Annotated in this window: 12 protein-coding genes; all 12 read right to left on the bottom strand. The window is 41.7% G+C overall.

The genetic code is table 11. The annotated features are described in order from the left end of the window. Positions 1–69 precede the first annotated feature (69 nt). Entirely contained in the window at positions 70–1353 is a 1284-nt protein-coding gene (gene yfmH, locus EKQ44_RS03440) for an EF-P 5-aminopentanol modification-associated protein YfmH (protein ID WP_237662137.1), read from the bottom strand. 3 nt (positions 1354–1356) lie between these two features. Then, positions 1357–2637 carry an EF-P 5-aminopentanol modification-associated protein YfmF gene (gene yfmF / locus EKQ44_RS03435; protein ID WP_237662135.1) on the bottom strand — a complete coding sequence of 427 codons (1281 nt, stop codon included), beginning with the start codon at positions 2635–2637 and terminating at the stop codon, positions 1357–1359. 246 nt (positions 2638–2883) lie between these two features. Then, positions 2884–3609 (bottom strand): GntR family transcriptional regulator, encoded by a 726-nt coding sequence (locus EKQ44_RS03430; RefSeq protein ID WP_237662133.1) that lies wholly within the window; start codon positions 3607–3609, stop codon positions 2884–2886. Between the two features lie 329 nt (positions 3610–3938). Continuing rightward, positions 3939–6287: a DNA translocase FtsK gene (locus EKQ44_RS03425; RefSeq protein WP_237662131.1), complete on the bottom strand. Its 2349-nt coding sequence runs from the start codon at positions 6285–6287 to the stop codon at positions 3939–3941. A gap of 110 nt (positions 6288–6397) precedes the next feature. Continuing rightward, a complete protein-coding gene (locus tag EKQ44_RS03420; protein ID WP_237662129.1) occupies positions 6398–6610 on the bottom strand; it encodes a YlzJ-like family protein in 213 nt (70 codons plus the stop codon). Beyond that, positions 6607–7362 (bottom strand): ClpP family protease, encoded by a 756-nt coding sequence (locus EKQ44_RS03415; protein WP_237662128.1) that lies wholly within the window; start codon positions 7360–7362, stop codon positions 6607–6609. The genes EKQ44_RS03420 and EKQ44_RS03415 overlap by 4 nt, the downstream gene beginning before the upstream one ends. 280 nt (positions 7363–7642) lie before the next feature. Beyond that, a complete protein-coding gene (locus EKQ44_RS03410) occupies positions 7643–9307 on the bottom strand; it encodes a ribonuclease J (RefSeq protein WP_237662126.1) in 1665 nt (554 codons plus the stop codon). 245 nt (positions 9308–9552) lie between these two features. Continuing rightward, positions 9553–10425, bottom strand: a complete 873-nt coding sequence (gene dapA / locus EKQ44_RS03405; protein ID WP_237662124.1) for a 4-hydroxy-tetrahydrodipicolinate synthase — start codon at positions 10423–10425, stop codon at positions 9553–9555. Beyond that, a complete protein-coding gene (gene dapG, locus EKQ44_RS03400) occupies positions 10418–11689 on the bottom strand; it encodes an aspartate kinase (protein ID WP_237662122.1) in 1272 nt (423 codons plus the stop codon). The genes dapA and dapG overlap by 8 nt, the downstream gene beginning before the upstream one ends. Positions 11690–12093: 404 nt before the next feature. Beyond that, a complete protein-coding gene (gene asd, locus EKQ44_RS03395; protein WP_237662121.1) occupies positions 12094–13137 on the bottom strand; it encodes an aspartate-semialdehyde dehydrogenase in 1044 nt (347 codons plus the stop codon). A 472-nt stretch (positions 13138–13609) separates the two neighbouring features. Next, positions 13610–14209, bottom strand: coding sequence for a dipicolinate synthase subunit B (locus EKQ44_RS03390; RefSeq protein ID WP_237662119.1), 600 nt, complete (start codon positions 14207–14209; stop codon positions 13610–13612). Between the two features lie 2 nt (positions 14210–14211). Beyond that, complete coding sequence (gene dpaA / locus EKQ44_RS03385; RefSeq protein ID WP_237662117.1) at positions 14212–15108, bottom strand: dipicolinic acid synthetase subunit A; 897 nt, start codon at positions 15106–15108, stop codon at positions 14212–14214. Between the last annotated feature and the right edge of the window lie 268 nt (positions 15109–15376).

Raw genomic sequence — 15376 nt, 5'->3', positions numbered from 1 at the left:
GACCTCATCCCTTTTTACACTAAAATAAAGGAGCCGGTCCATCAAGGACCGTACTCCCTCGTATTATATTTATTTTGGCACAACCTGACAGATTGTAAAAGCCTCTTCTTTGATAAATTCAGTTGCTACCCTACTAAGGTCCTCTAGTGTTATTTTCTCAAGCTGAGGGGTTACTTCAAAAAGATCCATGTCATTAAATGCATAACGCGTAAATTGGTTTGCAATGAACTCCGGAGAGTTGAGAGCCCGTAAGAAAGAACCGATTTTCTTTTTCTTAATACGTTCTAATTCCTCCTCTTTGATGGAGGTTGGGTCAAACTCAAGCAAGATATGTTGCACTCTTTCAGCCAACTTATCCGGCTCGGACGTATCTCCTCCAAGCATGGCAAATCCAAAACCATTTTCACCGGTGTAATCATAAGCAAACGTCTCATCGATTAAACCATCATCATATAATTTCTGATAATGATCAGAGCTTTTTCCAAAGAGTAGATCTAAGAGGATATTTACCGTAAGTTCATGTTTCAAAAGGTCTTTCCCCTGTTTCGTCGGGTTGGATTCTTTTATACCGACCATGCATTTGGAAGTATGAACGTTCATTTTGAGCACTTTCTTTTTCTCACTGACAGAAGCAGGCTCGTCATCAAATTGACGCTTTATTTCTTCCTGCTCCTTGAATGTCTTTTTAGATTGGTTATCTTTGATGAATCCCATCATTTCTTCGGTATTCATCGGGCCAACTACGAACAACAACATATTGCTTGGATGGTAGAACGTCTCATAGCAAGTATATAAAAGGTCTTTCGTTACTTTGGATATCGAATCGATGGTACCGGCAATGTCTATTTTTACAGGGTGATGATGGAACATGCTTTCAATCAACCCGAAATAGGCACGCCAATCCGCATTATCCTCATACATGGTTATCTCCTGCCCAATGATGCCTTTTTCCTTTTCTACTGTCTTCTCCGTAAAATAGGGAGCCTGCACAAAGTCCATCAATGTTTCAAGGTTCTTTTCCACATTGGATGTACTGGAAAAAAGATAGGCGGTCCTTGTAAAGGAAGTGAAAGCATTGGCAGATGCCCCTTGCTTACTGAAATCCTGGAATACATCCCCATGCTCTTTTTCAAATAGTTTATGCTCCAAGAAATGAGCGATACCATCAGGAACCGTAATTAAATCGTCCTCACCAATCGGTACAAACTTATTATCAATGGAACCATACTTGGTTGTAAATGTGGCATAGGTCTTATGAAAACCATCTTTAGGCAAAAGGTATACTTCTAACCCATTATCCAAGGTCTCATGGTACAGAGTTTCCGCTAGTTGGTTAAATTCAATCTTTTCCATCTGTTACGCCTCCTTCCCAGTCAAGAAATAGATAGTATCAAGCTCCACCAGTCTTGCCACTTCCTGGATTTGCTCCTTTGTAACATTCTCCACACCTTCCAAAAATGCATCGACCGGTTTGTCTACTTCTGAAACTTCGTTATTGTAGAGCACTTCGATTAATCCACGGGCTGTATCAATTGTTTCTAAGATTTGGTTTTTTATGACTGCCTTCGTCTGGGAGATTTCTGACTCGCTATATTCACCTTGCTTCATCGCTTCAATCTGCTGATTAATGATGGTGACGGCTTTTTCAAAATTAGAGAAATCAATGCCTGACATGACCAGAAGCAGTCCTTTATGACTCTCCACTCTTGAAGCTGCATAATAGGCCAAGCTTTCCTTTTCCCTCACATTGATAAACAGTTTGGAATGAGAGAAGCCGCCGAAAATGCCATTAAAAACTTGTAGAGCATAATACAGGTCATCCTTGAATGTCACGTTCGTTCTGTAACCTATATTTAATTTCCCTTGTTTCACATCCTGCTTCTCTATTACTTCGTTCGGATCTTTCGGTTTGCTATTTGGTTCCGCTATCCTAGATGATACCTTGTTTACCTGCTCGGGCAATTCAAAGTACTTCTTCACATAACCATCCACTTCTTCTTCCTTTATGTCCCCCACAAGATAAAGGTGGATATCATTCGTTTTAAGCATGTTTTGGTAATAGTCGAACAAAGATTGTGGCGTAATAGTGTCCACTTTATCTTTTTCCCCGTTAGCAGGTAGACGGTAAGGCTCTTCAGAACACATCTCTTCTACTAGGCGTTGACTGGCATAACGCATTTTATCATCATAGACGGATTGTATTCGCTGTTTTAATGCACGTTTTTCCTTGTCTACCGTGGAGGCTTTAAAGGCGTTACCTTCCATGACAGGATGCAGGAGCACTTCACTGAGTAACTCAATCCCTTTTTCAAGCAGTGGGGTGGAATCCCTGAGGAATTTTTCGTTGGCTAATTCCAAACGGAATGTGATGATGTGGTCTTCCCCTTTTTTACTAAGGTCGACAGCAAGGCTTGCTCCATATAATTCATCCAAATAAGCCCTGAATTGTGAAGGTTGCGGGTGCGATTTTGTACCATTTTGTAACACATATGGCAATAGCGCCCTCACTGTAACATCCTCTTCTGACAATGGCGCTTTTACTTTCAGAACTAGTGTATTAGTTTTGAATTTTTCAGTCGGTATAGTGTGTACTGTTAGACCATTTAAACTATACGTTCTTTCATCAACTAGCTTCACGACATCTCCTCCTTCACGTCACATAAGTTTGCGATATTTCATCATATTATTTAAACGTATAACAATATAGACAGTACTATTCTTTCTTTATCAATCAAAAAATAGTCCTAAACCCAATATAACGCTTAATTAGTAAGTTTTTCAAGTTGGAGGGTATTCTGCTGGCACCCCTGATGGTTTACATAATAAAATTATAATCCATAACAAAAACACCACAAACAATAAAGCTTGTGGTGTTTTTTTCATTTATGGGCGCTTTCTCAATACATGGAAGCTGAATTTATCAGCCCTGAAATAATTAAGCGAATATAAAATAGGTTCATCATTCTGATCATAATGCATTTGTTTCAATACAAGCAGTGCTGTTTCGGGTTCACATTCTAGAATTGGTGAAATTTTATCATGGTATCCGATAGGTTCGATGTGTGTGACCGCATAGGAAATATATCTGCCCGCTTCCTTCTCAAGGAGTTTCAATAATGATTCATTTTTATAAGATTGGTAGTCCTCGACAATGGTCGTCGGTATTTTATCGATACAATATACCACCGGAAGATCATTGGCAGTACGTACCCTCTCAAAATGAAGGACCTCCTTGATTTCAGGGTTATTGAACTTTGTTAGTTCTTCTTCGGATGGCGTTTCAATAGTAGATGTCAAGAAAACTGTTCCGGGCTTCATACCCGCTTGTGATATCATTTCTGTCACAGAATTCAATTGTTCTATTCCAGATGTGAAGACCGGTTTGGAATTGACAAATGTACCTACCCCGTGCCTTCTTACTACGATATTTTCTTCTTCGAGTACACGTAAAGCTTCTCTTAATGTAGCTCTACTTACCCCTAGACGCCGAGACAATTCGAATTCGGAAGGTAGTTTCTCTTTTTCTTTATACACCTTATTCTCAATATCTTGCTTCAATTTGTCTACAACCAGTAAATATAAATGCCTGCTGTCTGACCGAATCGTCATAACTGATCCCCCATTAACCGTTTACAAAACATATTTCATGTTTTCCTATTAATCCAAAATAATATAACACTTTTCGAGGGTAAAATAAATAGAAAATAAAGTTTTTACATTTTTTTGTCGAAAAAAGAAGCAGTCGAGAAAGCTCCCGACTGCCAGCTGCATTTTTATTGTTAGTCTATTTTTGCTTACTTTGTTGCTTTTTCGCATTTATGAAAAAGTCGGCAATTGGACTTTTTACAGCATAGAAACTCTAAAAAGACATGAAAGTCTTTTTGATTGTCATGAAAAGTTCACGACTGCAAGGAATATAACGGTTTGTTTACTTATTGTTAAGATCCTACATCTTCATTTTGATTCCCCGATACCAACACTGTTCGTGGCTTACTTCCTTCATAAGGACCGACGACCCCCCTGATTTCCATAGCATCAATGAGCCTTGCCGCCCTTGTGTAGCCGATTCTGAAACGGCGCTGTAGCATTGATACGGAGGCTGTCTGCATTTCTAGTACGAGCTGAACGGCATCATCGTAAAGATCATCGTCCACTTCTTCCACTTCTTCGTTAATATCTTGAGGAATCATTTCTTCCTGGTATTGTGCTTTTTGCTGATCGATGACAAAATCCACGATCCGCTCTACCTCTTCATCGGAAAGAAAAGCACCTTGAACTCTTATCGGCTTGGAGGCCCCTACAGGCAGGAACAGCATGTCCCCTCTACCAAGTAACTTCTCTGCTCCGCCCATATCCAGAATAGTTCTGGAGTCCGTTTGAGAAGATACGCTGAAAGCAATCCTAGATGGGATATTCGCTTTAATCACCCCTGTAATGACATCCACTGATGGTCGTTGGGTCGCAATAATTAGATGTATGCCAGCAGCACGGGCCATTTGTGCGAGTCTTGTAATGCAATCCTCCACATCTGAGGATGCCACCATCATCAGGTCGGCAAGTTCATCGACAATAACGACGATGTAAGGTAGGGAAGGTTGTTTTGCTTCTTCATCCTGGTTATGTCTTTTTATGTAGTCATTATAGCCTTCAATATTTCTTGTACCTGTATGAGAGAACAGCTCATAGCGTCTCTCCATTTCATTCACGACTTTTTTCAATGCCTGTGAAGCCTTTTTCGGATCGGTTACAACAGGTGCTAGAAGGTGGGGAACCCCGTTGTACATGTTTAATTCCACCATTTTAGGGTCAATCATCATCATTTTTACTTCATGTGGCTTTGCACGCACCAAAATGCTAGTGATGATACCGTTAATACACACACTCTTTCCGCTGCCTGTAGCTCCGGCAACAAGTAGATGTGGCATTTTATTGAGCTCCGCAACAACTGAATCCCCTGATATATCACGTCCCAATCCGATAAGCAATTTTGCATCCGGTTTTTCGGCTTGTTTTGTATCCAATACTTCACGGAGTGATACCATTGCCACTTCATTATTTGGCACTTCGATCCCGATGGCAGATTTACCAGGTATCGGAGCCTCGATACGTATATCTTTAGCAGCAAGTGCAAGTGCTAGATCATCACTTAGATTCACTATTTTACTTACCTTCACTCCAACATCAGGATACACCTCATACTTTGTCACTGCAGGACCAAGATGTACTTTTGTCACTTTTGCTTTGACTCCGAAACTTGCAAACGTTTTCTCTAGCTTTCTTGCGTTCTGATAAATATTTTCGTGCTCAGTTGTCTGGTGATTCGCGATGGGCTTGTTTAACAGATCAAGGGAAGGCAGGACATACTCCTTGTTTTCCACTTCTGTAAAAGCCATAGGGCCTGCAATAAGCTCGCCTGTATCTTCCTGGGGTTCTCCGTCCTGTGCACTGGCAACTGCGGATGGTTTTTCTTCCTGACCCATAATCTCTTCTCTATCATTAAAAGAGGAAATGATGGGAGGTGAAAGGATTTCTTCCACGGATTCTTCTTCCATGACCATGACATCTTCTGCTGCTTTTGCTTTTTTCTCTTCCTTATGCTTTTTATCTTCAGCTTGCTTTTCTTTTTTGCGTTTATTGCTGTCTTCTTTCCAGCCCTTCATGTCGTCCATGAAAGCCACCCACTGATTTTTTGCAAAAGTAAACAGTCCCACAGCCACCTTTATGACAGTGTCATTCAAGGATTTGCCCGTCACCAAAATGATGCCGATGACAATAAAGATCATGGCTATCCACTGGGCGCCCCTTGCATCAAAGAGAAGATGAAACAGAGCGAATAATATAGCCCCCATCATTCCGCCACCAAGGTCTGTCGTACTCGTTTCTCCGTTCACTTCTAACCAGAAAAGCTCCCACGTATTGCCGATAACCGAGGGATCTGCAAAGGAGCCCCCACGGGATAGCATTCTAAATAGCGTAACATGACTAAGTAGCAATACAGACATCATGATGACATATACACCGACCAATTGCCTCGAAAAGAAGGTGGGCAACTCTCTTTTCCAGATGATATATCCAGACAAGATCAATAGCCCAAGGAGCATAAGCATGTACCATTCCCCACTAAAAAAGCGAAATAATAATACAAAGGAATGCCCGACCATACCAAGCTTGGCAATTGCTATGCATGTAATGGCCAGCAACAATAACCCCATCACCTCAAAGGTTACCGTGCGTTTCCATTCATCACGATTTTTTGTTTTTCTCTGCCTCTTTTTTCGCTTTGACATTAATCTCACCTATCTGACCATAATGAGAAGAAGAAAGCAGCCAACATATACTGGCTGCTTTTTCCTCTGTTGCTTGTATTATATCATAAGCCCAAACTCTTGAAAGGGTGTTACAGAAAATTAATCGTCTGTCCTGGAGAATACTCACTGCTCAAATAGTGTGCAGGGTCAGTACTCAAATTACGTACAATCTGGTAGGCATTCATATCTGTTTGTTGCACCATTAGTGACACTCCATTAAAATCTATCACCCGTTGCTTTTCAAATTCTCCATTTTCCACAGGGAAAATCAGTTCCTGGGGCATGGTTGTATAGAGAATCATTGCAGCATCTTCCCTTCTTCTGATTTATGTTGGTTCGCTTCCACAAGGGCATTCAGCTTCTTGATGGCTTCTCCAACACCGCCGACCTGATCGATCAACCCATACTCCACCGCATCCGAACCGACAACATTGGTACCGATATCACGCGTCAGATTCCCTTTGGAAAGCATAAGCTCCTTGAATTTTTCCTCTGGAATACCTGAGTTCTTGGTGACGAAATTAATAACACGGTCTTGCATTTTATCAAGATATTCAAACGTTTGCGGGACCCCAATGACTAAACCTGTCAGTCGAACAGGATGGATGGTCATTGTGGCCGTTTCGGCTATGAATGAATAATCACAAGACACAGCGATTGGCACACCAATGGAATGGCCTCCACCAAGTACAAGAGAAACGGTAGGTTTAGATAAGGAAGCCAGCATTTCCGAAATAGCCAGACCAGCTTCCACGTCCCCTCCAACCGTATTCAAAATGACAAGCAGCCCCTCAATATTTGGATTCTGCTCTATGGCAACAATTTGCGGAATGACATGTTCATATTTGGTCGTTTTGTTTTGTGGCGGCAATTGGACATGTCCCTCAATTTGACCCACGATCGTCAAGCAATGTATTTTTGAATCCGAAGGCATTTGTGCTACATTTGTTTGACCAAGTTGTTGGATTTTATTGACCAAGGAATCCTTACCTGCATCTTGCTTGTTCGGTTCCTGTTGAGGTTGTTCAGATGACTGGTATGTAAAATCAGGCATATAATGATCTCCTTCCGTCCCTAAATAATTGTGTATTCTTCTCTAGTATTGACGTCAGTACATATTTCATTCGTCACTCAACTGTTCTTTTGACTCTCCCTGAAGATTACAGTGCATGGAGTGAGACTCAAGAGGTAGGTAGCGGTAGATTGATGTCCATGAAGCGTTGTGAGGAGGTTCTCACAGAAATTGAACATCCGAAATGGAAATCTACAGATTTGCGAAAGAATACAAAAACCGCAATGGGCACTATATCCCATTGCGGTTCAGATTGACGATGTTATACTTCCATGATAATTGGAAGTATCATCGGACGACGTCTTGTTTTCTCATATAGATGTTGATTCAAGGATTCCCTAATCTTAAGTTTCAGACTAGACCATTCCAAAATTTGTTCCTTTACAGCATTATCCAGAATGTCTGTTACGATGGAATTTGCTTTATCCAATAGCTCTTCCGACTCGCGTACATACACAAAGCCCCTTGAAAGAATTTCTGGACCTGCAACAATACGCTTTTGGCTCTTGCTGATGGACACCACCACCACCATGATCCCATCCTGGGACAATAATCGACGGTCCCGTAATACGATGTTCCCTATATCCCCTACGCCAAGTCCGTCAATCAGAACATTTCCTGCATAGACTTTACCTGCATATTTTCCTACACCTTTAGTGAATTCAATCACTTCACCCTTATTCAATAAAAAGATATTATCCTTGTCTATTCCTACGCTTTCTGCAACCCTTGAAAGCGCTCTTTGCATCTTAAACTCTCCTTGAATAGGGATGACATATTGAGGCTTGAGAAGATTCATCATCAGTTTCAGTTCTTCTTGGCAACCATGTCCGGAAGAATGTATCTTTTTCTGACCATAAATCACAACCGCTCCCGCACGATATAGTTTATCTATCACTTTAGCAACCGTCAGTTCAGTTCCTGGAGATGGGGATGCGGCAATCATCACGATATCCTGTGGTTTGATTTGCGCATGCTTATGGGTACCCCTTGCCATTTTCAAAAGGGAAGACATCAGTTGGGAATGCGTTCCGATCGTCAAGACGACCACCTTATCATCATTGATGCTTCCTAGTTCATTGACAGGTATAAGTAGATCATCAGGAATGTGCAGATACTCCAATTCCGTTGCAATACTGAAGTTACGGTCTGTCGGGTGGGACACAACCACAAGTTTTCTATTGCTATCAATGGTTGCTTGAACAATTTGTTGGATCCGTCCGACATTTGTTGATAAGCATGCAGCAAATACACGCCCCTTGGCATTATAGGTTACGTCTGCAATTTCCTGTCTTACAACAGATTCTGAAATGGTATAGCCTGGCTTTTCAGCATTAGTGCTATCGGATAAGACACAAAGAACGCCTTTATTTCCAATTTCTGCTATTTTTCCAAGATCGGAATTCTGTGACAGCTGGGACTGATCAAACTTAAAGTCACCTGTATGTACGATTGCCCCTTGTGAAGTATGAAAGCATAGCCCGACAGAATCCGGAATGCTATGATTGGTCCTGAAAAACGTGACCGTGGCATGATCGAGTTCAAGTATGGTATTTTCATCAATTTCCTTAAACTCTACATGACCCGAGGAGCCCAATCCATTCACTAGTTCTTTAGCAAGTGCCAATGTCAGCCTTGTACCGTAAACAGGGGCCTTTAACTTTCTTAGGATATATGCCAAACCGCCCATATGTTCTTCGTGTCCATGAGTCAGGAATATTCCTTTGATTTTTTCTTTGTTGTCTGAAAGATAAGTAACATCAGGAATAACCATATCAATTCCAAACATTCCGTCTTCTGGGATCATAACCCCTGTATCCATGATATAGATGGAATCATCGGCTTCCAAAACGTACATGTTCTTCCCGATTTCCCCGATCCCCCCGAGGGCAAAAACTTTTAATTTCTCTATCTGTGGTGTATTCACTTTTTTACCTCCTACATGTATGTAAAAACGAATTATGACGATAATGCACGTTTTTTTGCATCCTCCAGAGATTTATTAAATGTTCAGCTTACAAGTGCCAAATTAATAACCGCTCCATGTCATTTGAAATAATTATAACGTATGCAAGAATTGGAATACAAGAAATATTATAATAACTGGCATTTGGAGAAAAGAGCAAACAAAAAGGCCAAGGCGCATATAGCGCCTTGACCATCTATGAAAAGTTAAATTGTACGTAAAAGGGCTGCTAACGTGTTTCTCTCTACCTCATTTAGTGGAACCAATGGCAACCTTACCCCACCAACATCCAATCCTTTTAACTGAAGGGCAGTTTTGACTGGTGAAGGACTTGGTGCGCTAAATAATCCCTTCATTATCGGAAGTAGTGTTTGATGCTGTTTAGCAGCATTTGCATACTCTCCTGATTCAAAAGCACGGATCATTGCTTGCATTTCATTTCCTAGCACATGGGATGCGACGGATACAACACCGTTACCTCCGATGGATAATACAGGGAGAGTCAATCCATCATCCCCGCTATATAAAACAAAATCATCCGGAGTATTGGCGATTATTTCTGTCATAGCATCCAAGTTACCACTTGCTTCTTTCATGGCAATGATATTCTCCATTGCCGACAAGCGAACTATGGTATCAACGGACATATTGACAACAGAACGGCCCGGTATATTATAGAGCATAACAGGCAAGGATGTTTCCGCTGCGATTGCTTTAAAGTGTTGATACAACCCTTCTTGGCTAGGTTTGCTGTAATAAGGGGCAACCAGCATGATGGCATCCACCCCGACAGCTTCTGCTTTCTTGGTCAGATCGATGGAGGCGCGAGTATTATTGCTACCCGTACCAGCAACTACTGGTATTCTACCTTCTACCACTTTCACTACATGTGAAAATAGTGCAAGCTTTTCTTCCGTTGATAGCGTTGGAGACTCTCCTGTTGTCCCTGCGACAACAAGGGAATCCGTACCATTTTTTATTAGATAGTTGACTAATTGAGTTGTTTTCTCAAAGTCGATATTTCCTTTATTATCAAACGGTGTCACCATCGCTGTTGACACTTTACCAAAGTTAATCATGTACTTTTTTCTCTCCTTCTTCTGAGGTTGGGTGTAGGATGGTTACTTGTTTTCTTGCCAGATTGAAGGCTTTGTGTAAAGCGTTCACTGCACGTATCATATCTTCCTGTTTGACCAACACCCAAATAGTTGTGTGGCTATCTGCAGATTGAAGAATTTGTATCCCAAGTTCTGAAAGCGCGGTAACAATTTTGGATGTAACGCCAGGGACCCCTGTCATTCCCGCTCCCACTGTTGCCACTTTCGCACAGTGACGGGTTACTTTCGGATCATATCCCAACTTTTTCAGGACATTTATCGCTTTTTCGCTCATTTCGTCTGTTACCGTGTAAACGACACTTGTCGGCGATATGTTGAAAAAGTCGACACTTATCTGTTCGTTGGCCATGGCGCGGAAAACTTCCGTTTGTATCCCATAATCGCCTTCTTTAGCAAATACTTTAATTTGTGTCACATTAGGGACATGCGCAATTCCTGTTATCAAGCGATCCTTGACATCTGCACCCTTCCCTATTTTATCAAGCGAAGTTACAAGCGTCCCGGTGGAATTGGAATAGGTTGACCTTATCCGTATCGGAATCTTGGACTGCATGGCAATCTCGACAGCCCGAGGATGGATGACCTTTGCTCCTTGATATGCCATATTGCAGATTTCATTATAGCTGACGACAGGCAAAGGGGAGGCATCTTTTACAATTCGGGGATCTGCTGTCATGACACCCTCTACATCCGTGAAAATATCGATCCACTCTGCTTGAATGGCAGCGCCCAAAGCAGCAGCGGATGTATCACTTCCTCCACGCCCGATGGTACATATGTCCCCATTTTTTGTTTCCCCTTGAAAGCCTGCAACTACGACCACTTGATATAATTTTATCATTTCTAACAGCCTATCACACTTCATTTCTATGATTCGAGCGTTTGTATGATCGTTATTCGTACGGAACCCTGCCTGAGGACCATTTAGGGCGGTTGCAGAGATTCCATGGTTTTGTAAGAGGTTACTAAAAACAATGGAGGAGATGATTTCCCCGCAGGATAACAGCATATCTATCTCCCGTTTTGAAACGCCATTATTTCCAGATTCTAAGAGACTCAGGAGTGTATCGGTCGCATAAGGCTCCCCTTTTCTCCCCATTGCTGACACAACAACGACCACTTTGTACCCCTCATCGACAGCCTTTTTAATATGTTTGACTGCAGCAAGTCTGCTTGCCTCATCCCTTACTGACGTCCCACCAAACTTCTGAACAATTATTTTCATATATCGACACCTCATCGCGGTTTAGAAACATCCTTAATACATACGAAAGATGTGCTGAAAATAGTACCGGCCCCTTTGGGATGGCACACACTATTCAAGGTTGGAGCATGGTGGAATCAAACGACAGTCGAAAAGAAAAGGTCTTTTTAAAGACCTTACAGATTGTTGACGAAACCTAATAATCTTTAGATTTGCATTTACCTGTTGATCTTCGCTCCAGGCGCTTCGCTTATCCGTAGGGCGGTCCGGAAGCCTCCTCGGGCTATGCCCTGCGGGGTCTTCCCTGTCCCTTCCTCCCGCGGGAGTCTGCGCGCCTTCCACTACGATCAACTTGAAAACTGTTATTAGTTTTGGTTTGTCTACATACTGAAAGGTCTGTTTAAAGACCTTATTCCCTGAGCCTATTATTGATTGATTACTCCCAGCTTCACTAGGCTTTCTGCAATTTGTACGGAATTCCAAGCGGCGCCTTTTAACAAGTTATCAGATACCACCCAGAGGTGGAATCCTTTTTTGTTATCCAAGTCCTGTCTGATTCTGCCTACGAATACATAGTTAGAACCGACACAATCTGCCGGCATCGGGTAAACTTGTTCTTCCGGTTTATCTTGCAATACGACACCTGGTGCGTTTTCCAACAACTTTCTAACATCTTGAACAGTCACATTTTCGTCTTCTACTTCAATATATACAGACTCTGAATGTCCTGTTACAACCGGAAGTCGTACACATGTGGCTGCAACCTGCAAGTTTTGGTCGTGCATGATTTTTTTCGTTTCATTGATCATTTTCAATTCTTCAAAAGTAAAACCGTTATCTTCAAATTTATCAATTTGAGGGATCGCATTAAAAGCGATTTGGTAGTGTTTCTTATCACCTTTCACAGGAAGAATACTTGGAGTGAATGATTCGTTATTCAGGATGGCCTGTGATTGGGACTCAAGTTCTTCTATCGCCGCCGCACCAGCTCCAGATACAGCTTGATACGTGCTGACGATTATCTTGTTCAGTCCATAAGTTTTACGGATCGGCTCAAGTGCCACCACCATTTGGATAGTGGAGCAATTGGGATTGGCGATGATCCCATTATGAGAATGGATATCTTCTTCATTCACTTCAGGAACCACCAATGGGACATTCGGATCCATACGGAAATAACTAGTGTTATCCACGACAATTGCGCCACGTTTCGCCGCTTCAGGTGCAAGCTCTTTGGATACACTTCCTCCTGCACTGAATAATGCTATATGAACACCTTCAAACTTGTCGGGTGTTGCAACTTCAATCGTAATTTCTTCCCCTTTAAAAAGTACCTTCTTACCTGCAGAGCGCTCCGAAGATAATAGCGTAAGCTTCTTAACCGGGAAGTTTCTTTCTTCTAATGTATGAAGCATTTGTTGTCCTACTGCTCCTGTTGCGCCTACCACTGCTACATGTAAACCACTCATCTATTAAGCACCTCTCCATTTTTAATTTGCTCTCTTCTCAAAGATTGTTGCTATTCACAAGTAAAAAGTCGGCAATTGACTTTTTACTGCCTACAAACTCTAGATATGCCACGTAATATATTTTGTCGTGCAGGGAATAGTGCACGACAAAAGGTATATAACGGGTGGTTCAAAAGTACGTAAAAGCAACAAAGTTTACGAAAATAGCTTTTTTTATTCATAATTTTTTATTTTAACATATTACTGAAATAAAGAGGCTCTTTTCTCAAAGATTGTTGCTATTTTCATGCAAAAAAGTCGGCATTTGGACTTTTTGCCGCTTACATACTCTTGAATTTGCGAGTAGTATTCTAAGCACATCAAGGAAAAGAGCACGACAGTAAACAATATAACGAATGAATGAAAAAATATACGTAGACAGCCAATAAAGAAGAGAAGAAATTCTTACTTTTCTTCTCTTCCCGGCATTTTTTTATAAATCGTCTTTGTATCTTTCCACGATTACTGGTTGGATTTGCTTATGCTCCAATGCATTCAGAACTGTTGGCATCAGCATACTCATTCTGGCAACCATGGAATTCGGCTTTTTCTCAGGTGCATCCTGCCCGTATGGAATAAAGTAAATGTTTTTTGTCGCCATTAGTCTCATTAAATTCAATCCGTTCAATCCCAATGCATCATTAGTAGAGATGCCAAGTACTACTGGATTATGATTTCTAAGTGTTGCCTTTGCTGCCATCAAAACAGGGGAATCCGTCAATGCATTCGCCAATTTACTCATGGAATTACCTGTCAATGGAGCAATGATCATACAATCTAATGGAATCTTCGGACCAAGCGGCTCTGCTTTTACAATAGAATCGATTACCTTATGTCCGGTCATGTCCTCGATCAGCTTGATCCAGTCCTCTCCTTGACCAAATCTGGTGTTTGTATTTTGGACCGTCGACGTTACCACAGGCCTTACTTCTGCACCAGCATCAAGCAACTTTTGTATCTCCGGGATTACTGCATCGTACGTACAATGAGAACCAGTTAACCCAAAGCCCAGTCTTTTACCTTTTAATTGCATGGTTAATTCCCCTTTCTCCCTTCCATTTCCTCTTTAAGTAATTGTGCCAATACTTTTGCCACGATCTGTCCTGCCGTTTTCGGTGCGACAATCCCTGGAAGTCCTGGAGCTAATAATGCTTTTATTCCTCTTTTTTCTGCATAACGAAAATCGGTGCCCCCTGGTTTCGATGCCAAGTCAATGATCAGGGTATGCGCAGGCATTTTGGAAATAACATCCGAGGTGACAATTTGGTGAGGGATGGTATTTATGCATACATCTACATCAGAAACGTTCGATGATAATTCATTCAGGTAAAATGGCGTTACACCCATTTCAAAAATGCGTGCGATGTGCTCGGATTTTCTTGCTCCTACGCGAACCTTTGCCCCAAGCGCCGAGAATGTGCGGGCTACACTCATCCCGACTCTCCCTAGTCCAAGAACGGCTACCTTCGAATTATGAATGGTAATATCCGTATGCTGAATGACCATCATGATGGTACCTTCTACAGTCGGGATTGCATTATAGATGGCAACATCATCGCGTTCAAACAATTGAACTAATTTTCTATTCGTACTGGCTACCAATTGATTCAAGTATGGGTTGGTAATACCTGAATAAATGGTACAATGCTCCGGAGTGTTTTTAACTATCTCCTCTGTCAGCACAATTTTTTCATTGGAAAAAATCGTATCCACCTGACCTTCCATGTTCGTTCCCGGCACAGGAAGGATAATGGCACTGACTGTAGTGAAATCCACTTCATTCAACTGCTCTTTGGAAGCACCTGTAAAGCCGTGGTCCAATTGATCAAATCCTATAAGCGAAAGCTTTGCGTCAAGCTCAATAAGCTTACGTATCACTTCCAGCTGCCTTGCATCACCGCCAATGACAGCTATGTGCAAACCGGTCAGCATAAATTGTTCACCTTCTTCTACTTCGTGAAAGTTTGTAAATCTGGCTCAAGTTTTTCTTACTTCCACATCTTATGTCACCCAAGGAAAATCTGTGCTTATATCAGGGGAGAAAGGGAAGAGTTTGGGAAGTTGGTGTTTTTTCAATGAGGCCACTGAAGAAAACATTAACTTATCATATTACGATTTCTAGCTGTTGATTGGAGCAATAGGCGAATGCTCCCGCGGGAGAATAGCGACAATCTTGAGACCCCGCAGGGCGTAGCCCGAG

Source organism: Sutcliffiella horikoshii, from assembly GCF_021991925.1.
GTDB lineage: Bacteria > Bacillota > Bacilli > Bacillales > Bacillaceae_I > Sutcliffiella_A > Sutcliffiella_A horikoshii_F.
The sequence above is the reverse complement of the archived record's forward strand: the minus strand, read 5'-3'. Positions and strand labels throughout refer to the sequence as shown.

Excerpts from the sequence above, each read along its gene's own strand:
- yfmH (WP_237662137.1), bottom strand. The coding sequence starts at position 1,353 with ATGGAAAAGATTGAATTTAACCAACTAGCGGAAACTCTGTACCATGAG.
- EKQ44_RS03430 (WP_237662133.1), bottom strand. The coding sequence starts at position 3,609 with ATGACGATTCGGTCAGACAGCAGGCATTTATATTTACTGGTTGTAGAC.
- EKQ44_RS03425 (WP_237662131.1), bottom strand. The coding sequence starts at position 6,287 with ATGTCAAAGCGAAAAAAGAGGCAGAGAAAAACAAAAAATCGTGATGAA.
- EKQ44_RS03420 (WP_237662129.1), bottom strand. The coding sequence starts at position 6,610 with ATGATTCTCTATACAACCATGCCCCAGGAACTGATTTTCCCTGTGGAA.
- EKQ44_RS03415 (WP_237662128.1), bottom strand. The coding sequence starts at position 7,362 with ATGCCTGATTTTACATACCAGTCATCTGAACAACCTCAACAGGAACCG.
- dapA (WP_237662124.1), bottom strand. The coding sequence starts at position 10,425 with ATGATTAACTTTGGTAAAGTGTCAACAGCGATGGTGACACCGTTTGAT.
- dapG (WP_237662122.1), bottom strand. The coding sequence starts at position 11,689 with ATGAAAATAATTGTTCAGAAGTTTGGTGGGACGTCAGTAAGGGATGAG.
- asd (WP_237662121.1), bottom strand. The coding sequence starts at position 13,137 with ATGAGTGGTTTACATGTAGCAGTGGTAGGCGCAACAGGAGCAGTAGGA.
- EKQ44_RS03390 (WP_237662119.1), bottom strand. The coding sequence starts at position 14,209 with ATGCAATTAAAAGGTAAAAGACTGGGCTTTGGGTTAACTGGTTCTCAT.
- dpaA (WP_237662117.1), bottom strand. The coding sequence starts at position 15,108 with ATGCTGACCGGTTTGCACATAGCTGTCATTGGCGGTGATGCAAGGCAG.